The sequence below is a fragment of the Paucibacter sediminis genome (assembly GCF_030254645.1).
In the GTDB taxonomy this organism is placed as follows: domain Bacteria; phylum Pseudomonadota; class Gammaproteobacteria; order Burkholderiales; family Burkholderiaceae_C; genus Paucibacter_B; species Paucibacter_B sediminis.
This window is the reverse complement of the sequence record NZ_CP116346.1, coordinates 3,518,818-3,539,985: the sequence shown is the minus strand read 5'-3', so window position 1 is coordinate 3,539,985 and position 21,168 is coordinate 3,518,818. Positions and strand designations below refer to the sequence as shown.

The 21,168-nt window shown below is 69.0% G+C and carries 19 protein-coding genes; 8 read left to right on the top strand and 11 right to left on the bottom strand.

Going from position 1 to position 21,168, the window contains the following annotated elements:
- The first annotated feature begins 127 nt into the window (after nucleotides 1-127).
- Nucleotides 128-1,936 (top strand): aminopeptidase P family protein, encoded by a 1,809-nt coding sequence (locus tag PFX98_RS16425; protein WP_285231564.1) that lies wholly within the window; start codon nucleotides 128-130, stop codon nucleotides 1,934-1,936.
- A gap of 20 nt (nucleotides 1,937-1,956) precedes the next feature.
- Here PFX98_RS16425 and PFX98_RS16420 read toward each other — a convergent pair whose 3' ends face one another.
- Both PFX98_RS16420 and PFX98_RS16415 read right to left on the bottom strand, forming a co-directional pair.
- Nucleotides 1,957-2,172 carry a hypothetical protein gene (locus PFX98_RS16420; RefSeq protein ID WP_285231563.1) on the bottom strand — a complete coding sequence of 72 codons (216 nt, stop codon included), beginning with the start codon at nucleotides 2,170-2,172 and terminating at the stop codon, nucleotides 1,957-1,959.
- A 51-nt stretch (nucleotides 2,173-2,223) separates the two neighbouring features.
- Complete coding sequence (locus tag PFX98_RS16415) at nucleotides 2,224-2,769, bottom strand: GFA family protein (protein ID WP_285231562.1); 546 nt, start codon at nucleotides 2,767-2,769, stop codon at nucleotides 2,224-2,226.
- Between the two features lie 136 nt (nucleotides 2,770-2,905).
- On the opposite strand from PFX98_RS16415, the gene PFX98_RS16410 reads away from it, so the two are divergent.
- The 5 genes from PFX98_RS16410 (at nucleotide 2,906) to PFX98_RS16390 (ending at nucleotide 10,787) form a co-directional block, all read left to right on the top strand.
- Entirely contained in the window at nucleotides 2,906-4,522 is a 1,617-nt protein-coding gene (locus PFX98_RS16410; protein ID WP_285231561.1) for an FAD-binding oxidoreductase, read from the top strand.
- Nucleotides 4,519-6,096, top strand: a complete 1,578-nt coding sequence (locus PFX98_RS16405; RefSeq protein WP_285231560.1) for a glycerol-3-phosphate dehydrogenase/oxidase — start codon at nucleotides 4,519-4,521, stop codon at nucleotides 6,094-6,096. The genes PFX98_RS16410 and PFX98_RS16405 overlap by 4 nt, the downstream gene beginning before the upstream one ends.
- 7 nt (nucleotides 6,097-6,103) lie before the next feature.
- Nucleotides 6,104-7,663 (top strand): FGGY-family carbohydrate kinase, encoded by a 1,560-nt coding sequence (locus PFX98_RS16400; RefSeq protein WP_285231559.1) that lies wholly within the window; start codon nucleotides 6,104-6,106, stop codon nucleotides 7,661-7,663.
- Nucleotides 7,664-7,678: 15 nt separating this feature from the next.
- Nucleotides 7,679-8,728 carry an AraC family transcriptional regulator gene (locus tag PFX98_RS16395; RefSeq protein ID WP_285231558.1) on the top strand — a complete coding sequence of 350 codons (1,050 nt, stop codon included), beginning with the start codon at nucleotides 7,679-7,681 and terminating at the stop codon, nucleotides 8,726-8,728.
- A 127-nt stretch (nucleotides 8,729-8,855) separates the two neighbouring features.
- Entirely contained in the window at nucleotides 8,856-10,787 is a 1,932-nt protein-coding gene (locus PFX98_RS16390; RefSeq protein ID WP_285231557.1) for a methyl-accepting chemotaxis protein, read from the top strand.
- Here PFX98_RS16390 and thpR read toward each other — a convergent pair whose 3' ends face one another.
- The 4 genes from thpR to guaB all read right to left on the bottom strand — a co-directional run bounded on the left by thpR (nucleotide 10,788) and on the right by guaB (nucleotide 15,822).
- Nucleotides 10,788-11,351: an RNA 2',3'-cyclic phosphodiesterase gene (thpR, locus tag PFX98_RS16385; RefSeq protein WP_285231556.1), complete on the bottom strand. Its 564-nt coding sequence runs from the start codon at nucleotides 11,349-11,351 to the stop codon at nucleotides 10,788-10,790.
- A gap of 26 nt (nucleotides 11,352-11,377) precedes the next feature.
- Nucleotides 11,378-12,982, bottom strand: a complete 1,605-nt coding sequence (guaA, locus tag PFX98_RS16380; RefSeq protein ID WP_285231555.1) for a glutamine-hydrolyzing GMP synthase — start codon at nucleotides 12,980-12,982, stop codon at nucleotides 11,378-11,380.
- A 13-nt stretch (nucleotides 12,983-12,995) separates the two neighbouring features.
- On the bottom strand, nucleotides 12,996-14,291 hold the full coding sequence (locus tag PFX98_RS16375; protein ID WP_285231554.1) for an MFS transporter: 1,296 nt from the start codon (nucleotides 14,289-14,291) through the stop codon (nucleotides 12,996-12,998).
- 61 nt (nucleotides 14,292-14,352) lie between these two features.
- Nucleotides 14,353-15,822, bottom strand: a complete 1,470-nt coding sequence (gene guaB, locus PFX98_RS16370; RefSeq protein ID WP_285231553.1) for an IMP dehydrogenase — start codon at nucleotides 15,820-15,822, stop codon at nucleotides 14,353-14,355.
- Nucleotides 15,823-15,976: 154 nt separating this feature from the next.
- Here guaB and PFX98_RS16365 point away from each other — a divergent pair, with 154 nt between their 5' ends.
- Nucleotides 15,977-16,513, top strand: a complete 537-nt coding sequence (locus tag PFX98_RS16365) for a DUF4124 domain-containing protein (RefSeq protein ID WP_285231552.1) — start codon at nucleotides 15,977-15,979, stop codon at nucleotides 16,511-16,513.
- 25 nt (nucleotides 16,514-16,538) lie between these two features.
- On the opposite strand, the gene PFX98_RS16360 is transcribed toward PFX98_RS16365, so the two are convergent.
- Nucleotides 16,539-16,886, bottom strand: a complete 348-nt coding sequence (locus PFX98_RS16360; RefSeq protein ID WP_285231551.1) for an RnfH family protein — start codon at nucleotides 16,884-16,886, stop codon at nucleotides 16,539-16,541.
- Nucleotides 16,873-17,331, bottom strand: coding sequence for a type II toxin-antitoxin system RatA family toxin (locus PFX98_RS16355; protein ID WP_285231550.1), 459 nt, complete (start codon nucleotides 17,329-17,331; stop codon nucleotides 16,873-16,875). Before PFX98_RS16355 ends, PFX98_RS16360 begins: the two co-directional genes overlap by 14 nt.
- 58 nt (nucleotides 17,332-17,389) lie before the next feature.
- On the opposite strand from PFX98_RS16355, the gene smpB reads away from it, so the two are divergent.
- The gene (gene smpB / locus PFX98_RS16350; protein ID WP_285231548.1) at nucleotides 17,390-17,863 is read left to right on the top strand and encodes an SsrA-binding protein SmpB; all 474 of its coding nucleotides are present in this window, start codon (nucleotides 17,390-17,392) and stop codon (nucleotides 17,861-17,863) included.
- On the opposite strand, the gene PFX98_RS16345 is transcribed toward smpB, so the two are convergent.
- From PFX98_RS16345 to phaR, 3 genes are read right to left on the bottom strand one after another with little or no spacing between them, the layout of a single operon-like run.
- Entirely contained in the window at nucleotides 17,849-19,069 is a 1,221-nt protein-coding gene (locus PFX98_RS16345; protein ID WP_285231547.1) for a PLP-dependent transferase, read from the bottom strand. The genes smpB and PFX98_RS16345 overlap by 15 nt on opposite strands.
- A complete protein-coding gene (gene rimO, locus PFX98_RS16340; protein ID WP_285231544.1) occupies nucleotides 19,066-20,466 on the bottom strand; it encodes a 30S ribosomal protein S12 methylthiotransferase RimO in 1,401 nt (466 codons plus the stop codon). The genes PFX98_RS16345 and rimO overlap by 4 nt, the downstream gene beginning before the upstream one ends.
- Before the next feature lie 31 nt (nucleotides 20,467-20,497).
- Entirely contained in the window at nucleotides 20,498-21,067 is a 570-nt protein-coding gene (gene phaR / locus PFX98_RS16335) for a polyhydroxyalkanoate synthesis repressor PhaR (RefSeq protein WP_285231543.1), read from the bottom strand.
- Between the last annotated feature and the right edge of the window lie 101 nt (nucleotides 21,068-21,168).

Here is a 21,168-nt window from a genome sequence, read left to right as displayed (position 1 = left end):
GCGGCCATGACCCTCGGGACGGCGCGGCATGGGGCTCGCCGCCTACAATTCGCGCCACCCTTCAATGACAGGGCCGGCGCATGCCCATCAGGCCTGACGCATGGCCCACGGAGCAGACAAGCAAGCCATGGACACCCGCACCCACACCATCACCCTGCGCGTCGCCGCCCTGCGCGATGCCATGAAGAACGCGGGCGTGCATGCCTGCTTGGTGCCCAGCGCCGACCCGCATCTCTCCGAATACCTGCCCGAGCGCTGGCAGGCGCGCCAATGGTTGTCGGGCTTCACCGGCTCGGTGGCCACCCTGGTGATCGGCCTGGACCGCGCCGTGCTGTTCGCCGACAGCCGCTACTGGACCCAGGCCGAGGCCGAGCTGGCCGGCACCGGCATCGAGCTCTTCAAGGTCAACAGCGCCGCCGCCACCCATTTCATCGACTGGATCGCCGAGCAGCTCAAGCGCGGCGAGAGCCTGGCCGTGGACGGCCAGGTGCTGGGCCTGGCGCTGGCGCAGCAGCTGCGTGCCGCCATGCTCAAGGCCGGCATCACGCTGCGCACCGAGCTCGACCTGATCGAGCGGATCTGGGAGGGCCGGCCCGGCCTGCCCGGCGCGCCGGTCTACGAGCACCTGCCGCCGCAAGCCACCGCCACGCGTGCAGACAAGCTGGCCCAGCTGCGCGCCGCCATGGCCCGCCATGGCGCCAGCCACCATTTCATCTCCAGCGTCGACGACGTGGCCTGGCTGCTGAACCTCCGTGGTGCCGATGTCTCCTACAACCCGGTGTTCATCGCCCACGCGCTGCTGGACGCCGCCGGGCTGACCCTGTTCGTCGCCCCCGGCAAGATCGATGCCGCCCTGCGGGCCACGCTGGCCAAGGACGGCGTGAGCCTGGCCGACTATGCCCAGGCGCCCGCCGCCCTGGCCGCCCTGCCCGCCGGCGCCACCGTGCTGATGGACCCGCGCCGCGTCACCCTGGGCCTGCGCGAGGCGGTTGCGGCCGGCGCGCGCGTGATCGAGGCGATCAACCCCAGCACCCTGGCCAAGAGCCGCAAGACCGAGGCCGAGGCCCGGTTCGTGCGCGAGGCCATGGAGCAGGACGGCGCGGCCATGTGCGAGTTCTATGCCTGGTTCGAGGCCGCGCTGGGCAAGGAACGCATCACCGAACTCACCATCGACGAACAGCTCAGCGCCGCGCGCGCAAAGCGCCCCGGCTTCAAGGGCCTGAGCTTCTCCACCATCGCCGGCTTCAATGCCAATGGCGCCCTGCCGCATTACCGCGCCACCGAGGCCTCGCATGCGGTGATCGAAGGCGACGGCCTGCTGCTGATCGACTCGGGCGGCCAGTACCTGGGCGGCACCACCGACATCACGCGCGTCTGGAAGATCGGCAGCATCACGCCCGCCCATCAGCGCGATTACACCCTGGTGCTCAAGGGCACGATCGCGCTCTCGCGCACCTGCTTCCCGCGCGGCACGCTGAGCCCCATGCTGGATGCGATCGCGCGCGCGCCGATGTGGGCCCATGGCCTGGACTACGGCCATGGCACCGGCCATGGCGTGGGCTACTTCATGAATGTGCACGAGGGCCCGCAAAGCATCTCCAAGGCGGTGCCCGACGCCAATATGGCGATGGAGCCCGGCATGATCACCTCGATCGAACCCGGCCTCTACCGGCCGGGGCAATGGGGCGTGCGCATCGAGAACCTGGTGCTGAACGTGGCGCTGGATACCCCCGAACAGGGCGCGTTCGGCGAGATGCTGGCCTTCGAAACGCTCACCCTGTGCCCGATCGACACGCGCTGCATCGCGCGCGAGCTGCTCAACGCGGAAGAGATCGCCTGGCTGAACCAGTACCACGCCGAGGTGCGCCGCCGCCTGCAGCCGCTGGTGAGCGGCGCGGCGCTGGACTGGCTGCTGCTGCGTACCGAGGCAATCTAAGCCACACCTGCCGAACCCCCTCAGGGGTTGGCATCCGAAGCGCGCTGAGCCCCCAGCTCCAGCGCGCTTTGCACTTGTTGGCCCACCGCCTGCGGATTGGGCAGGGCCTGCGGCTGCGCCGCCGCTGCGCTGGCCGCCGATGCGGGCTTGGGCAGTTGCTGCACCTGCTTCTTCATCACGAACATGACGACGGCAAAGGCGATCACGAGGCCGAGGATGCTGAGGGCAGCGCGCATGGTTGGAGACTCCGGAAATTGAAGATCGGGTGATGCCGAGGCCGCCGCCAGCTAGCGGCCGCGGCGCAGCGCCGCCTGGTAGGCCTCGATCAGCGGCTGCAGGGCGGCACGCCTGGCCAGGCTCGCGGCCGGCCACAGCCGCTCGCGCTCGTAGTATTCCTCGCAGGCCGGCACCGCGCCCGAAAGCTGCACCCAGGGCTGCTTGCTGGCGGTGAAGATGTGCACATCGGGGGCCAGCAGATCGGGCTGGTCGAGCGTGCCCACGCGCACGAAGCGCAGCGCTGGCCCGGCGCCGCCGTAATTGCTCCACAGCGCGATCCTGCAATGCGGGCAGCGCGCGATCAGCTGGCCCGCGCCGCTGGCCGAGGGCGTGTTCACCAGCTCGGGGTCCAGGCCCAGGGTCTGCACCCGGTCGGCCTCGATGATGGCGTTGAGCGCAAAGGCCGAGCCGGTCTCGCGCTGGCACCAGCGGCAATGACAGCAATGCACGAACATCGGCGCGCTCGTGAGCCGGTAGCGCACGGCGCGGCAATCGCAGCCGCCCTCGGCGGGGAAATCGCTGGGCCTGGGCGGCGTCGAAAGGGCTTCCTGTGGCATGGCAAGGCTCCGGTGTGTGGGGAGTTTCGCATCGTGGCGCCATCGCGCAAGCGCCGTGGCATCAAGAAGCAAGCCAGGCGCGGCGCAAGTCCCTATGCTGGCGGCTGCGCAGATCCAAGAGTGAGAAGGGACAAGCATGCGACGCTGGAATGGCTGGGGCGATGACACCATCAACGCCGAACTGAACTCCGATGCCCTGGCCTTTTTGCGCCAGCAGATCGGCGCCACCGAGGCGCCGCAGGACGCCTCACTGGAAGCCGCGCTGGCCCAGGTGGCACAGCAGCCTTCGCGCCTGCCGCCGCACCCGCTGGTGAGCAGCGCGCCCGAGCACCGCCTGCAGGCCAGCTTCGGCCAGAGCATGGGCGATTGGCTGCGCCTGCGCTTCGGCCGCATCGGCCGCGTCAGCGACGGCGTGGCCTGGCCCGAGAGCTCGGCCCAGGTACGCGAGCTGCTGGACTGGGCCGCCGCGGTGGGCGCCATCGTGATTCCCTGCGGCGGCGCCACCAGCGTGGTGGGCCATCTGAGCCCACCCGAGGATGGTGGCAGGCCGGTGCTCACCCTGATGCTGTCGCACCTGCGCAAGCTGCTGCAGCTGGACACCGTCTCGCAGCTGGCCACTTTTCAGGCCGGCGTGGCCGGGCCGGACCTGGAGGCGCAATTGCGCGCCCAGGGCTGGATGCTGGGTCATTACCCGCAGAGCTTTGAATACGCCACCCTGGGCGGCTGGATCGTCACGCGCAGCTCGGGCCAGCAATCGGCGCGTTATGGTCGCATCGAGGCCATGTTTGCCGGCGGCCGGCTCGAGACGCCCACCGGCACGCTGGAAATCCCCACCTTCCCGGCCAGCGCCGCCGGCCCCGACCTGCGCGAGTGGGTGCTGGGCTCAGAGGGGCGGCTGGGCGTGCTGACCGAGGCCAGCGTGCGCGTGCAGCGCCTGCCCGCCTGCGAGCGCTTCGTCGGCGTGTTCCTGCCCGGTTGGGCCGAGGGCGAGGCGGCGGCGCGCGAGCTGGCGCAGGCACGCCTGGGGCTGTCGATGCTGCGCCTCTCGAACCCGATCGAAACCCTCACCACCCTGCGCCTGGCCGGCCACGCCAAGGCCATTGCCTGGCTGGAGCGCTACCTGGCGCTGCGCGGCTGCGCGGCCGGCGACAAGGTGCTGCTGATGATGGGCCTCACCGGCAGCAAGGCCCAGGTGGCGGCGATGCAGGCCCAGGCCCGCGCCATCCTCAAGCGCCATGGCGGCATTTCCACCGGCACGCTGCTGGGTGCCAAATGGCAGGCGAACCGCTTCCGCGGCGTCTATCTGCGCAATGCGCTGTGGGCCCAGGGCTATGCGGTGGACACCATGGAAACCGCGGTGGACTGGCCGCGCGTGCCGGCCACCATGGCGGCCATCGAGGCGGCCGGGCGCGAAGCCCTGGCGGCCCTGGGCGAGCGTTGCCATGCCTACACCCATCTCTCGCATGTCTATGCCCAGGGTTCCAGCGTCTACTCGACCTTTGTGTTCCGCATCGGCCCCGATTTCGAGCGCGCCTGGGCGCGCTGGCAGGCGCTCAAGGGCGCGGTCAGCCAGGCCATCGTCGCCAGCGGCGGCACCATCAGCCACCAGCATGGCGTGGGCAAGGACCACGCGCCCTACCTGGCCCATGAGAAGGGCGCGCGCGGCATGCAGGGCCTGCAGGCGCTGGTGGCGCATTTCGACCCGCAGGGCGTGATGGCCAGCGGCAACCTGCTGCCGCCTCAGCCCCGATGAAGCGCGCACAAGACCTGACCCTGCTGGGCGGCGGCGCGCCGTTGGACCTGCTGGTGGTGGGCGGCGGCATTGCCGGCGCCGGCATCGCGCTGGAGGCGGCGCGCGCCGGCGTGCGCGTGGCCCTGGTGGAGGCCCGAGACTTTGCCAGCGGCACCTCCTCGCGCTCCTCCAAGCTGGTGCACGGTGGCCTGCGCTACCTGGCCCAGGGCCGCATCGGCCTCACCCGCGAGGCCCTGCACGAGCGCCAGGCGCTGCTGCGCGACGCCCCCGGCCTGGTGACGCCGCTGCGCTTCGTGCTGCCGGTGCGGCGCGGCGATGCCAATGGCCGGCGCAAGCTGGGCCTGGGCCTGGCGCTTTACGACCGCCTGGCCGGCCAGCGCAGCCGGCAATGGCATGAGCCGCAAGCCCTGCTGGCGGCGGCGCCGGGCCTGCAGGGCGCCGGCCTGCTGGGCGGCTGGAGCTATCTGGACGCCCAGGTGGACGATGCCCGCCTGGTGATGCGGGTGCTGGCCGAGGCCGAGGCGCATGGCGCGCTGCTGCTCAACCATCTGGCCGTGGAGAGCCTGCAGCGCAAGGGCGCCAAGGTCTGCGGCGCCAGCCTGGTCGATGCACTGGACGGAAACCGCTTCACGGTCGAGGCCGGCTGCGTCATCAACGCCACCGGCGCATGGGCCGATGATTTGCGTGGCAGCCTCGGTGCCAAGCCGGTGCTGCGGCCCTTGCGCGGCAGCCACCTGCTGATCCCTGACTGGCGCCTGCCCGTCGCCCAGGCCATCACCTTCTACCACCCCGAGGATGGCCGGCCCGTCTATGCCCTGCCCTGGGAGGGCGCCACCCTGGTGGGCACCACCGATGTGGATCACCGCGAGGACCTGGCCCAGGAGCCCGGCATCACGCAGCCCGAGTTCGACTACCTGCTGGGCGCCATGCAGCTGGCCTTCCCGGCGCTGGCGCTCAAGCCCGCCGATGTGTGCGCCACCTGGGCCGGCGTGCGGCCGGTGGTGGCCTCGGGCAAGAAGGTGGCGCCGTCCAAGGAGCCGCGCGAACACCTGATCGTCGACGAGCAGGGGCTGATCACCGTCACCGGCGGCAAGCTCACCACGTTTCGCTCCACCGCCCTGCTGGCCTTGCGCCAGGCCGCGAACCATGTGCCGGCACTGCAAGGGCTGGTCACACCCGCCGCCATCTTCGACCCCACGCCGCCCGGCGCGGCCCAGGCCCTGCAGGGCCTGAGCCCGGCGCTGCGCGAGCGCTGGCTGGCGCGCTTTGGTGCGCGCGCGCCCGCGGTGCTGGCCTGCGCGCAGGCCGGCGAGCTGCAGACCATCGCCCACACCGGCATCGCCCTGGCCGAGCTGCGCTGGGCCTGCCGCGCCGAGGGCGTGGCGCATCTGGACGATCTGCTGCTGCGCCGCACCCGCCTGGGCCTGCTGCTGCCGCAGGGCGGCCAGGCGCTGCTGCCGCAATGGCGCGCCCTGGTGCAGGCGGAGCTGCACTGGGATGATGCGCGCTGGCAGGAGGAATGCGCCCGCTACCAGACCCTGATCCAACGCTGCTACAGCCTGCCCAAGACATAAGCACCCCATGAGCACAACCACCGAGCCCCTGCTGCTGTCCCTGGACCTGGGCACGCAAAGCGTGCGCGCCCTGCTGATCGATCTGCGCGGCAACATCCTGGGCAAGGCCCAGCATGCCTTCAGCGACTACATCAGCCATCACGAGGGCTGGCATGAGCATGAGGCCGAGGGCTTCTGGCAGGCCAGCGCCCTGGTCTGCAGGCAGCTGCTGGCCGCGCACCCCGAGGCCCTGCCCCGCCTCAAGGGCATGGCCGTCACCACCCAGCGCGGCACCCTGGTGCCGGTGGATGCGGGTGGCGTGCCGCTGCGCCCCGCCATCACCTGGCTGGACCAGCGCCGCGCCACGCGCAGCCGGCCGATCAATGCGCTGTGGCGCAGCGCCTTCCGCCTCGCCGGCGTGAGCGACACCATCGATTACTTCAACCACGAGGCCGAGCTCAACTGGATGGCCGAGCACGAGCCCGAGCTGCTGGCGCGCACCCACAAGGTGCTGCTGGTGTCGGGCTGGCTCAACTACAAGCTCACCGGCCGCTATGCCGACTCGATCGCCTCGCAGGTGGGCTATCTGCCCTTCGACTTCAAGGGCCAGCGCTGGGCGCCGGACTGGGACTGGAAATGGCAGGCCCTGGCGGTGCGGCGCGAGCAATTGCCCGAGCTGCTGCCGGTGGGCGAAACCATCGCCGGGCTGTCGCGCGCGGCCGCGGAGGCCACCGGTCTGCCGCAGGGCCTGCCGGTGCTGGCGGGCGCGGCCGACAAGGCCTGCGAGATCGTCGGCGCTGGCGCCATCACGCCCGACATCGCCGCCATCTCCTACGGCACCACCGCCACGGTGGACATCACCACGCCGCGTTATGTCGAGGCCCTGCCCTTCATCCCGCCCTACCCGGCACTGCTGCCGGGCCAGTACAACTGCGAGGTGCAGATCTTCCGCGGCTTCTGGCTGGTGCGCTGGTTCAAGGAGCAGTTCGGCCACCCCGAGCTGGCCCAGGCCGAGGCCGCCGGCGTGGCGGTGGAGACGCTGTTCGACCGGCTCGTGGCAGCGGTGCCGCCGGGCTCGCAGGGCCTGATGCTGCAGCCCTACTGGACCCCCGGCATCCGCCACCCCGGGCCGGACGCACGCGGCGCCATCATCGGCTTCTCCGACGTGCACACCCGCGCCCATCTCTACCGCGCCATCCTTGAGGGCCTGGCCTATGCGCTGCGCGAGGGCAAGGAGCGTATCGAGAAGCGCAGCGGCGTGCCCATCACCCAGCTGCGTGTCTCGGGCGGCGGCGCGCAGTCGGACGCCGCGATGCAGCTCACCGCCGACATCTTCGGCCTGCCAGCGGCGCGCCCGCACACCTTCGAGACCTCGGGCCTGGGCGCCGCCATCGCCAGCGCCGTGGGCCTGGGCCTGCACAGCGACTACGCCAGCGCGGTGGCGGCGATGACGCGCATCGGCCGCCAGTTCGAGCCCAACCCGGCGCATCGCCGGCTCTACGACGAGCTCTACCGCGGCACCTATCTGCGCATGTACAAGCGGCTGGAGCCGCTCTATGCGCAGCTGCAGAAAGTGCTCAGACCCTGAGCCATACTGCGGGCCATGTCTGCGCATGGCCTGCCCTCTCTTGAACACGCCCGCGTCGCCGGCGCCTATGCCGCCACGGCGCTGGAGACCGCGCGCGAACTCGGCGCCGACATGGCGGCCCTGCAGGCCTGTTGTGACCTGCCCCAGGCAGCACAGGCCACGCTCAGCGTCAGGCAATACCTGACCCTGCTGGACAGCGCCGCCACGCAACTGGGCGAGCCGGCCTTCGGCCTGCAGGTGGGCGCGCGCATGCGCCTGGCCACCTTTGCCGGCTATGGCCTGGTGCTGTGCACCTGCGCCGACTTCCGCACCGCGGCGGCGCAGACCTGCCGCTTCGAGGGCCTGGCGCACGACCTGGGTCGCTCGGAGATCGTGGAGCAAGGGCCGCTGGCCAGCTATCGCTGGCATTCGCCCTGGCTGGACCTGCCGGGCGGCCGCCACCTGGCGGAAAGCGTGCTGGTGGGCATACGCAGCTTTGCGGTCTGGCTGGCGGGCCGCGATCTGCCCGGGGTGGATATTGCATTCACCCACGCCCGGCCTGCCGCCCTGAGCCAGGCCGACTATGAATCACTGCTCAGCGTGCCGGTGCGCTTCCAGGCCGAGGCCAACGAGCTGCGTTTTCCGGCCCAGCTGCTGGACGCCCAGATCCCCAATGCCGATACCAGCCTGTTCCCGGCGCTGGAGCGGCTGGCGCACGAGCGCCTGCGCTCGCGCACACGCGACACGCAGAGCCCGGCCATCATCGGCCAGGTGCGCGAGCGCATCCAGGCCCAGCTGATGCATGAGCGCGCCTCGGTGGCCGAGGTGGCGGCGGCCCTGCAGCTCTCCACCCGCTCGCTGCAGCGCAAGCTGGCCGAGGCCGGCAGCCCGCCCTTCAGCGAGCTGGTGGACCAGACCCGGCGCGAGCTGGTGCAGCGCTATCTGCGCGAGCCCGGGCTCTCGCTCACCGAGGTGGCGTTTCTGCTGGGCTTTCGCCAGCAGAGCAGCTTCAACCATGCCTTTCGCGCCTGGTTCGACTGCACACCGGCGCAATGGCGCGCCAATAGCCCGCCGGGGGCGGCATAAGTTCACGGGTTTACCCGGGCCGTTCTTGGCTTATATCAAGCGCGCTCGCGCCGGCGCCCCGAACAATCGCTGACTGAAGAATCTGCCGCCCTGCCGGCATGTCCGCGATCACCTGATGAGGCCACCCATGTCTTCGTTCATGCACCAGCTGAGCCTGGCTCGAAAATTCCTGCTGCTCGGCGTCGTCGCCCTGGTGATGATCAATCTGCCGACCCTGCTGTACCTGAAGCAGAGCTCGGGCGAGATTGCCACCGCCCAGCTGGAAGCCCGCGGGGCCGCGCCGGTGATGGCGCTGCAGCAGGTGATACGCATGACGCAGCAGCACCGCGGCCTCTCGGCCAGCATGCTGGCCGGCAACGAGACGCTGGCGGCCAAGCGGCCGCAGACCGCCGAAGCCCTGGCCAAGGCCTATGCGCAGCTGGAAGCCAGCCTGCAGACCGCCGGCGCCTCGAGCTCGCTGCAAACGGCCGCGGCCGAGCGCAAGCGCAGCTTCGCCGGACTGGAGCAGGCGGTGGCCGGGCGCACGCTCAAGCCGATGGAGAGCTCGGTCCAGCACACCCAGCTGATCGAACAGCTGATGGCGCTGGGCGACGGCATGCTGGATGAATTTGCGCTGAGCCTGGAGGCCAAGCCCGAGCTCTACGCGCTGGTGATGGCCAGCTTTGTGCAGGCGCCCGGCCTGACCGAGCGGCTGGGCCTGCTGCGCGCCCAGGGCAGCATGTACCTGACCGCCGGCAGCGTGCCGCCCGAGGGCAAGCTGGCCCTGCATGCGCTGCAGTTGCGCGCCCAGGAATACCTCAACACCCAGTTCATCGAGCTGGGCAAGGCCACCAAGGGCAGCCCCGAGCTGAAGGCCGCCCTTGGCAGCAAGGCCGAGGCCCTGAAGGCCCAGGTCAGCAAGACCCTGAGCCTGGCCAAGCAGGAGGTGATCGACGCCGCCGAGCTGAAGCTCGCCGCCCCCGAGTACTTCCAGAACGTCACCGACACCATCGACGCGGTCTACGCCTTCAATGCCCAGGCCTCCGACCTGCTCACCCAGCAGCTGGAGCAGCGCGCCAGCGGCCTGCAGCGTACCCGCCTGCTCATCCTGCTGGCGCTGAGCCTGCTGATGGCGGCCTCGGTGGCGCTGTCGGTGGCGATCGTGCGCAGCATCACCCTGCCGATCAAGGAGGCGGTGCAGGTGGCACGTGCCGCGGCGGTGGGCGACCTCAGCGTGGTGGTGACGGTGCGCGGCAGCAACGAGATCGGCCAGCTGATGCAGGCGCTGGCCGACATGAACGCGCAGCTGAGCCACATCGTCGGCAAGGTGCGCCAGAGCGCCGACAGCGTGGCCACGGCCTCGCACCAGATCGCCCAGGGCAACAACGACCTCTCCAGCCGCACCGAGCAGGAGGCCAGCGCGCTGGAGCAGACCGCCGCCGCGATGGAGCAGCTGGGCGCCACCGTCAAGCAGAACGCCGACAACGCCAAGGAGGCCAACCAACTGGCCCACGACGCCTCGACCGTGGCGGTAGCGGGCGGCAGCGTGGTGAGCCAGGTGGTGGACACCATGCGCGACATCAACAACAGCAGCAAGCAGATCGCCGACATCATCGGCACCATCGACAGCATCGCCTTCCAGACCAACATCCTCGCCCTGAATGCCGCGGTGGAAGCCGCGCGCGCCGGCGAGCAGGGGCGCGGCTTCGCGGTGGTGGCCAGCGAGGTGCGCAGCCTGGCGCAGCGCAGCGCGCAGGCGGCCAAGGAGATCAAGGGCCTGATCTCGGCCAGCGTCGAGCGGGTGGAGCAAGGCACGGTGCTGGTGGACCAGGCCGGCAGCACCATGACCGAGGTGGTGGCCTCGATCAAGCGCGTCTCCGAGATCGTCGCGGCGATCAGCACCGCCAGCGCCGAGCAGAGCACCGGCGTCTCGCAGGTGGGCGAGGCGGTCAGCCAGATGGACCGGACCACGCAGCAGAATGCCGCCCTGGTGGAGGAAAGCGCGGCGGCGGCGGAGAGCCTGCAGGCTCAGGCCCAGGAGCTCGTCGGCGCGGCGGCCGTGTTCAAGCTGACCACCTAACTATTCATTTGCGGGCCAGCGCCCCAGCACCCGGTGGGTGCGGCGGCCGATCAGGCTGTGGATGAGCAGGAACTCGTCGGCCCGCCAAGGCAGCGGCGTGATCGGCTGCGGCGCCACCGCGCGGTCGTCATAGCCCAGCGTGAGGTGGGGCGTGAAGCTGCCAGGCGCGGGCGCCAGGCCCATCGCGACCAGGGCCCGCTCCAGCTCGCCCTGGAACTGCCGCAGCGGCGCCAGCGGCTCGCCGGCCAGCAGCACGAAGGGGAAGTTGCGCCGCCGCCGATTGCTTTGGAAGCTCAGGGCCTGGTCCAGCACCAGCTGCAGCGGCGGCATGCGCAGCCGGGTAGCCTGCGCACACAGGGCCTCGACCAGCGCCGGCGGCAGGCCCCAGAAATCGCCCACCATGCGCAGCGTGAGATGGAAATGCTCGGGCCGGTTGGCGCGGCCGCGCAGGCCATGCTCGGCGCGCAGGCGCTGCTGCAGCGCGGCGATGCGCGCGACGGCCGCGGCATCCGGGCGCAGCGCGAAGAACAGGCGGTCGGTGGGACGCGGTGTGCCCTCGTCCATCACCGACTCCGATTCCGGCTAAGCCCTCACTCCCACTCGATCGTGGCGGGCGGCTTGCTCGAGACGTCGTAGGTCACGCGGTTGATGCCGCGCACCTCGTTGATGATGCGGCCCGAGGTGCGCTTGAGCAGGCTGTAGGGCAGCTCGGCCCAGTCGGCGGTCATGAAGTCGCTGGTCTGCACCGCGCGCAGCGCCACCACGTAATCGTAGGTACGGCCGTCGCCCATCACGCCCACGCTCTTCACCGGCAGGAACACCGTGAAGGCCTGGCTGGTGAGCTCGTACCAGGTCTTGCCGCTGGCTTCGTCCTTGGTGTTGCGCAGCTCTTCGATGAAGATCGCGTCGGCGCGGCGCAGCAGATCCGCGTACTCCTTCTTCACCTCGCCGAGGATGCGCACGCCCAGGCCCGGGCCCGGGAAGGGATGGCGGTAGACCATCTCGGGCGGCAAACCCAGGGCCACGCCCAGCTCGCGCACCTCGTCCTTGAAGAGCTCGCGCAGCGGCTCCAAGAGCTTCAGGCCGAGCTGCTCGGGCAGGCCGCCGACGTTGTGGTGGCTCTTGATGGTGGTGGCCTTCTTGGTCTTGGTGCCGCCGCTTTCCACCACATCGGGGTAGATGGTGCCCTGGGCCAGGAAGGTCGCGCCCTTGTGGCCCTTGTCGCCGGCCTTGAGCTTGGCGGCCTCGGCCTTGAACACGTCGACGAACAGGCCGCCAATGATCTTGCGCTTCTGTTCCGGGTCGGTGACACCGGCCAGTTGGCCCAGGAAGAGCTCGCTGGCATCGACGCGGATGACATGGGCATGCAGCTTGCCGGCAAACATGTCCATCACCATGTCGCCCTCGTTCAGGCGCAAGAGGCCATGGTCGACGAACACGCAGGTGAGCTGGTCGCCGATGGCGCGGTGGATCAGGGCCGCGGCCACCGAGGAGTCCACGCCGCCGGAGAGGCCCAGGATGACCTCCTCATCGCCGACCTGCTCGCGGATCCTGGCCACGGCCTCGTCGATATAGCTGCCCATGATCCAGTCGCCCTTGCAGCCGGCGATGTCGCGCACAAAGCGCGTCAGCAGCGCCTGGCCCTGCAGCGTGTGCGTGACCTCGGGGTGGAACTGCACGGCGTAATAGCCCTTCTCCTCGTTCGCCATGGCGGCGATCGGGCAGCTGGGCGTGGAGGCCATCAGCTTGAAGCCGGGCGGCAGCGTGGCGACCTTGTCGCCATGGCTCATCCAGACCTTGAGCATGCCGTGGCCCTCGGGCGTGGCGAAGTCCTCGATGCCGTTCAGCAGCTTGGTGTGGCCATGGGCGCGCACCTCGGCATAGCCGAACTCGCGGTGGTCGCTCCAGGCCACCGAACCGCCCAGCTGCACCGCCATGGTCTGCATGCCGTAGCAAATGCCCAGCACCGGCACGCCCAGATCCCACACCGCCTGCGGCGCGCGCAGTTCGTGGTCTTCGTAGGTGGAGGCATGGCTGCCGGAGAGGATGATGGCCTTGGGTGCGAAGCCGCGGATGAACTCATCCGACACATCGTTGGGGTGGATCTCGCAGAACACATGGGCTTCGCGCACGCGGCGCGCGATCAGCTGGGTGACCTGGGAACCGAAATCGAGGATCAGGATCTTGTCATGCATGGCGTGGCAACTCTCAAGGCTTGGTAACTGAGGCGGAGGGGGCCGCGGCCGCATTGGCAGCCGCCGCGGGGCCCGACACATGCACGCGGTGGAAATGCCGCCATGCAAAGAAGAGCGCGCAGGCTTGCAGCAGCGCGCAGAAGTAGAACGGCGCGCCGATGCGCCAGTCGCCCTTGGGCAGCTCGGACACCAGGCCCAGCAGGCCCGCGCCGATGACGGGGGCGAACACCGCCATCAGGCTGTTCAGCGAGGCCACGGCGCCCATGGTCTGGCCCTGGGTCTTGGCATCGGCGGCATTGGAAATCATGCCCTGGATAGCGGCGCTGGCGGCAAAGCCGAGCAGATTGCAGGCGATCACCGCATACATCATCCAGCCCTCGCTGGCCGCGCCCCAGCCGGCAAAGGCCAGCACCGAGGAGATCAGGCCCAGCATGGCGAGGCGCTCGGAGGAGAACACTTTCAGCAGCTTGGTGAGCAGAAAGCCCTGCACCAGCACCGACATCACGCCCACCGCGAACATCGACCAGCCGTTCTCCTTGGGGCCCCAGCCGAACTTGAAGCTGGTGTAGAGCACCCAGCTGCTGTGCAGGATGAACTGCGCCAGCGCCGACAGGCCGATCACATAGACCAGCGGGCCCACGCCCTTGAGCGAGGCCAGCTTCTTGAGCGAGGCCACCGGATTGGCCTGGCGCCAGCTGAAGGGCCGGCGGCTCTCGGGCTTGAGCGACTCGGGCAGCACGAAAAAGCCGTACAACCAATTCGTCAGCGCCAGGCAGCCCGCCACCACAAAAGGCAGGTGCAGGTTGATGGCGCCCAGCAGGCCGCCCATCACCGGGCCCAGGATGAAGCCCAGGCCGAAGGCCGCGCCCAGCATGCCGAAGCGCTTGGCGCGCTCCTCGGGGGCGGAGATGTCGGCCACATAGGCATTCGCCACCGCGGCATTGCTCTGCATCGCGCCGCTCACGAGGCGCACCGCAATCAGCATCCACAGCGCGGTGGCCATGGCGGTGACGAAGAAGCTCAGCGCCAGGCCGCAGAAGCCGATCAGCAGCACCGGCCGGCGGCCGTAGCGGTCGGACAGCGCGCCCAGGATGGGCGAGCCCAGGAAGTTGGCAAAGCCGAAGGCAAAGGCCACCACGCCGTACCAGAAGGCATGGTCGGCCTGCGAGCCGGTGAAGGTCCCCACCAGCGGCGGCAGCACCGGGATGATGAGGCCGATGGCGATCATGTCGATCAGCACCGTGACCATGATGAAGCCCATGCCGGCGGCGCGCTTCGCGGGTAGGCCAGCTGCTGCGGAGTCACTCACTGCGATGATTTCCTTAAGTGAGGAACGGGGCACTAGGCCCCGTTCGTCAAGCGGCTAGCGCTTATTCAGAGCGGTAGTTCGGCGCTTCCTTGGTGATCTGCACATCGTGCACATGGCTTTCGCGCATGCCCGCCGAGGTGATCTCCACGAACTCCGCCTTGTTCTGCATGTCGGCGATGGTGGCGCAACCGCAGTAATGCATCGAGGCCTTCAGGCCACCGGCCATCTGGAAGATGACCTGCACCACCGAGCCTTTGTAGGGCACCTGGCCCTCGATCCCCTCGGGCACCAGCTTGGAGGTGTTGGGGTTGTTGGCCGAGGTGTCCTGGAAGTAGCGGTCTGCCGAGCCCTTGGCCATCGCACCCATCGAGCCCATGCCGCGGTAGCTCTTGTAGGAACGGCCCTGGTAGAGGATCAGGTCGCCGGGGGCTTCCTCGGTGCCGGCAAAGGCGCCGCCCATCATCACGCAGTCGGCGCCCGCGGCGATGGCCTTGGCCAGGTCGCCCGAGAAGCGCACGCCGCCGTCGGCGATCACCGGCACGCCGGTGCCGCGCAGCGCGGTGGCGACGTTGTCGATGGCGGTGATCTGGGGCACGCCCACACCGGCGACGATGCGGGTGGTGCAGATCGAGCCCGGGCCGATGCCGACCTTGACGCCATCGGCGCCGGCTTCCACCAGGGCCAGGGCGGCCGCGCCGGTGGCGATATTGCCGCCGATCACGTCCACGCCGGGGAAGTTCTGCTTCACCCAGCGCACGCGCTCCAGCACGCCGGCGCTGTGGCCGTGCGCGGTGTCGACGATCAGCGCGTCCACGCCGGCCTTCACCAGCAGGCTGACGCGTTCTTCGGTATCGTCACCGAAGCCCACCGCGGCACCCACGCGCAGCTTGCCCTGGGCATCGCGTGCGGCGTTGGGGAAGCTGGTCTGCTTGGTGATGTCCTTCACCGTCATCAGGCCGCGCAGCTCGAAGGCGTCGTTGACGACCACCACGCGCTCCAGCTTGTGCTTGTGCATCAAGGCCTTGGCCTGCTCCAGCGAGGCGCCCTCCTTGACGGTGATGAGGCGTTCGGCCGGCGTCATGATCTCGCGCACCGCGACATCCATGCGGGTCTCGAAACGCAGGTCGCGGCCGGTGACGATGCCCACCACCTTCTTCCCATCCAGCACCGGGAAGCCCGACACGCCATGCAGGCGCGAGAGCTCCACCACCTCGCGCACGGTGGCGCTGGGGGTGATGGTGAAGGGCTCGCGCACCACACCCGATTCGTAGCGCTTCACGCGCGCCACTTCACGGGCCTGCTGCTCGGCCGAGAGGTTTTTGTGGACGATACCGATGCCGCCCTCTTGCGCGATGGCGATGGCCAGACGCGCCTCGGTGACCGTGTCCATGGCGGCGGACACGAGCGGCAGGTTCAGTTGGATATTGCGCGACAGACGGGTCGCAAGGCTGGTGTCGCGAGGCAACACCTGGGAGAACGCTGGCACCAACAACACATCATCGAAGGTGAGCGCTTTTCCTAGAAGGCGCATGAGGGAAGCTCCAGACGCAAAGCGGCATTATACGGAGTTCGGCGCAAGGCGTCCGGCGGGCATGGCTGCGGACAATTGGCAACACCTCCGGCCGGCCCTGCAAGGGGTCGGCGGCGCTACACTGAGCCCCTCCTCTCGCACCCCGATGGCGCCCATGTCCGCACCGCGTATTTCCAACCCGCCGGCCGGGTTCTACCGCCTCATCGTCTGCCTGGCTCTGCTGGCCCTGGCGGGCACGGCGCAGGCGCAGTGGAAGTGGCGCGATGCCCGTGGCAATGTGCAGTACAGCGACCTGCCCCCGCCGCCCGGCGTGGCGGAGAAGGACATCCTGCAGCGCCCGGTCAACCAGCGCCAGCGCATCGTCGTGACACCGGTGGGCATCGGCGCTGCCAATGCCGCCAGCGCCCCGGCGGCCGCGGCGAGCGCCCCCGCAAGACCCGACCCCGATGCGGCCGCACGCAAGAAGCAGGAACAGGAGCAGGCCGCGCAGCGCGCCGAAGAGGATCGCAAGCTAAAGGCCCAGAAGGCCGAGAACTGCAAGACCGCGCAGGGCCAATTGCGCCTGCTGGAAGACGGTGTGCGCATCAGCCGCAAGGACGAGCGCGGCGAACGCGTGTTCCTGGACGATCAGCAGCGCGCCGAAGAAACCAAGCGCGCACGCGCCATCATCGCGGTGGATTGCGCGCGCTGACGTTCAGCGCAGGGTCAGCGCGAGTTCAACGCGAGGTCTTGCCGGCCAGCGGCCGGTGCCGCGAGACGATGCGCTCGCCCTTGGCGCGATAGCGTTCGCGCCGCGCCTCCTTGGGGTCGACGGTGAGCGGGCGATAGATCTCGATGCGGTCGCGCGGGCGCAGCGGCGTGTCGAGCGCCTGCAGCCTGCCCCAGATGCCGATCTTCAGCGTGGGCAGCTGCTCGAGCAGCGCGGCGTCGAGCTCGCCACAGCCGCGCAGGGCCTGCTCCAGCGTGGTGCCGGCGCTCAGCTGCAGCAGGCAATGCCGCACATCACCGCGGGCCGGGCTCCACACCAGTTCGACCGCGAAGCGCTCGCCCTCAGCGTGGCCCATAGACCGCCTCGGCACGCTGCACAAAGCTGTCTACAAAGGTGTTGGCGATGCGGTCGAACACCGGGCTCACCACCGCCTCCAGCGCCATGCTGGAGAAGGCATAGCTGAGCTCGAACTCGATCTTGCAGGCGAGTTGCTCGCCCTCGCCGCCCGGCTTGCCCAGGGGCAGAAAGCTCCACACGCCGTCCAGCGAGGAGAACGGCCCATCCACCAGGCTCATCTGCACGCGATGCGGCGCCTCGTGGGTGTTGCGGGTGGTGAAGGCATGGCGCACCCCGGCATAGGCCAGGCCCAGCCTGGCTGTCATGCCTGCCTCATGTTCGTCGCTGACCTCGGCGCGTTCGCACCAGGGCAGGAACTCCGGATAGCGGGTGACGGCCGTCACCAACTCGTACATCTCGCGCGGCGAGTACCAGAGCAGAACGGATTTCTTGACGTGCTTCATACAATGGCTAGATTGTATTGGGGCCGACCGCCCCATTCCTGCCCCCAGATTGAGCCCCATGTCGATTGCTGAAAACCGCCGCGCCCGATTCGAATATCACATTGAAGAACAGTTCGAGGCCGGCATGGTGCTGGAGGGCTGGGAGGTCAAGGCGGTGCGTGCCGGCCAGGTCCAGCTGACCGACGGCTACGTGATGATCCGCGACGGCGAGCTGTTCCTGATCGGCTGCCGCATCAACCCGCTGCGCACCGCCTCCACCCACGTCAACCCCTTGGCCGACCGCACCAAGAAGCTGTTGATGAAGAAGGAGGAGATCCGGCGCCTGATCGGCAAGGTGGAACAAAAAGGCTTCACCCTGGTGCCGCTGAACCTGCACTACAAGGGCGGGCGCGTGAAGTGCGACATCGCCCTGGCCAAGGGCAAGGACCTGCACGACAAGCGCGAGACCGAGAAGAAGCGCGATTGGGAGCGCGAAAAGGGCCGCTTGATGCGGCACGCCGTGCCGTCCAACAAGCGCTCAGGCAAGGACTGAGAGCGCCCGCTCCAGGTCGGCGCGCAGATCGGCCTCGGCCTCCAGGCCGATCGCGAAGCGCACGATCTGCCCCTCGGCATAGGGCAGGCCCAGCGCGCGGCTGCGGCTCATGTCGTAGGGCACGGCCAGGCTCATCGGGCCGGCCCATGAATAGCCGATGCCGAAGAGTTGCAGCGCATCCACGAAGGCATCGACCTCGCGCTGGCCGTAGCGCGGCTTGAACACCACAGAAAACAGGCAGGCCGCGCCGGCCGAACTGGTCTGCAGCCAATGCTCGTGCCCCGGCGAGCCGGGCAAGGCGGGGTGTAACACCCGCGCCACCTCGGGCCGCGCCTGCATCCACGCCGCCAGCGCACGCGTGCAGGCATCCTGGGCCCTGTAGCGCAGCTCCAGCGTGGGCAGGCCGCGCAGCACCAGCTCCACATCGTTCTGGCCCAGGCCGTAGCCCAGGTGCTCGTGCGCATGGTTGAGGCGCTCGTGCAGGGCCAGATCGCGGGTGCAGACCGAGCCCATCAGCACATCGGCGCCGCCCGAGGGGTATTTGGTGAGCGCCTGCATGACGATGTCGCAACCCAGGCCAGCATGGCTTTGCGGTGCGATCTCGAAGGCATTGAAGGCAAGACCTGCCCCCCAGGTGTTGTCCATCGCGGTCAGCACGCCGTGCGACTTGCAGGCCTGCAGGAGGCCGATCAGATCGGGGAATTCCAGCGTGATCGAGCCCGCCGCCTCCAGCCAGACCAGCTTGGTCTGCGGCACCAGCAGGGCCTTGAAGCCCGCCGCGTCGAGCGGATCGTAGAAGCGGTGCGTGATGCCGAACTGCGGCAGGAAGGACTCGCTCAGATAGCGGTTCTGGCCGTAGACATTGTCCGGGACCAGCACCTCGTCGCCGGGGCGCAGCAGACCCAGGCTCACCAGGGTCACGGCCGCCAGGCCGCTGGGCACCAGCAGGCAATGCTCGGCATGCTCCAGCGTGGCCAGGCGCGCCGCCAGGGTGTAGCTGGTGGGCGTGCCATGCAGGCCGTAGCGGTAGCTGTGGCCATCGCGTGGGCGCGGGGTGCGCAGGTCGGCGGTGTTCTTGAACAGCACCGTCGAGGCCTTGTAGACGCCCACCGGCACCGCCTCCCAACCCGCCGGCGCCCGATAGGGGTGGTGGATCTGCTGGGTGCTGACGGCCTGCGGCTGCTTGTCGCGCTGCTGCTCGCTCATATGGGCATGGCGATCAGGTCATGGCCTTCGGTGGCGACGATGCGCGCACGCGTGAACTCGCCCACCTTGAGTTGCTTGCTGGCCTTCTCGGGGGGCAGCAGGCGCACGGTGCCGTCGATCTCCGGCGCGTCGGCGTAGGAGCGCCCCACGCCACCCTTGCGACCCAGGGCCGGGGCGGAATCCACCAGCACCTGCATGGTGGCGCCGACACGGCGCGCCAGCTTGGCGGCGGAAACCCGCTCGGCCACTTCCATGAAGCGGGCACGGCGCTCCTCGCGCACGGCCTCGGGCAAGGCACCGTCCAGCTCGTTGGCGCTGGCGCCCTCCACCGGCGAGTAGGCGAAGCAGCCGGCGCGGTCGATCTGCGCCTCCTGCATGAAGTCCAGCAGGTACCGGAATTCGGCCTCGGTTTCGCCGGGGAAGCCGGCGATGAAGGTGGAGCGGATCACGATGTCCGGGCAGCTCTCGCGCCAGCGCAGGATGCGCTCCATATTCTTCTCGCCATTGGCGGGGCGCTTCATGCGCTTGAGCACGTCCGGGTGGGCGTGCTGGAAGGGCACGTCCAGATAGGGCAGCACCAGTCCTTCGGCCATCAGCGGCAGCACCTCGTCCACATGGGGATAGGGGTAGACGTAGTGCAGGCGCACCCAGGCACCGTATTGCTTGGCCAGCTCGCCCATCTGCGCCACCAGGTCCAGCATGCGGGTTTTGACCGGCTTGCCATCCCAGAAGCCCATGCGGTACTTGACGTCCACGCCATAGGCGCTGGTGTCCTGGCTCACCACCAGCAGCTCCTTCACGCCCGACTCGAACAGCGCGCGCGCCTCGTTCAGCACGTCGCCGATCGGGCGCGAGACCAGGTCACCGCGCATGCTGGGGATGATGCAGAAGCTGCAGCGGTGGTTGCAGCCCTCGCTGATCTTCAGATAGGCGTAATGCTTGGGCGTGAGCTTGATGCCGGCCACGCCGCGCGCCTCGGGCACCAGATCGATGAAGGGATCGTGGGGCTTGGGCACATGGGTGTGCACCGCGTCCATCACCTCCTGCGTGGCATGCGGGCCGGTCACGGCCAGCACGCTGGGATGCATCTCGCGCACCAGGCTGCCGGCGTCCGAGCTGGCATGGCCGGCCTTGGCGCCCAGGCAGCCGGTGACGATGACCTTGCCGTTCTCGGCCAGGGCCTCGCCGATGGTGTCCAGGCTCTCCTTCACCGCGTCATCGATGAAGCCGCAGGTGTTGACAATCACCAGATCGGCGCCGGCAAAGGTCTTGGAGGTTTCATACCCCTCCGCACGCAGCTGCGTGAGGATGAGCTCGGAGTCGGTCAGCGCCTTGGGGCAGCCTAGGCTGACGAAGCCGATCTTGGGGGCGGAGTTCTGGACGGGTGCTTCATTCATCCCGCGATTATCTCAGCCCCGACCGGCGCTGCTATTTCTTGGGCGGAAATCCCGGCATGCCAGGCATGCCGGGGAAGGCCTTCTGCATCTGCTCGGTCATCTGTTCGATCAGGTTCTTGGACTGCTCGACATAGTTGCCCATCAGGCCCTGCATCACCGGCGACTGGCCGCTGAGAAACTGCGACCACAGCTCGGGGCTGAAGGGCAGCCCCTTGCTCTGCTCGGTGAACTTGCTCTGCAGCTCGCCGAAGGTCTGCATGTTCTTTTCCAGATAGGCGCCCATCACGCCCTGCATCGCATTGCCATAGAAGCGGATGATCTGCTCCAGCAGCTGGGTGGTGAACATCGGCATGCCACCGGTCTCCTCCTCCAGGATGATCTGCAGCAGGATGGAACGCGTCAGGTCCTCGGCCGTCTTGGCGTCGCGCACCTCGAAGGCAATGCCCTCCAGCACCATCTTCTTGACATCGCTGAGGGTGATGTAGCTGCTGGTGTGGGTGTCGTAGAGGCGGCGGTTCGGGTACTTCTTGAGTACGCGCGGGCCGGCAGCCGCCGGTGTGCCTTCTGCAGAGGCAGACTTGCCGCGACGGGCAGTAACCATGAAAACTCCCAGGGAAAATCTTGCTGTATGCGCGCAGATTCTAGGAGTCGGCGCCACGCGGGGCTGACGGGTTTACCCCTGCGCGGCCACAGCATTGCGCG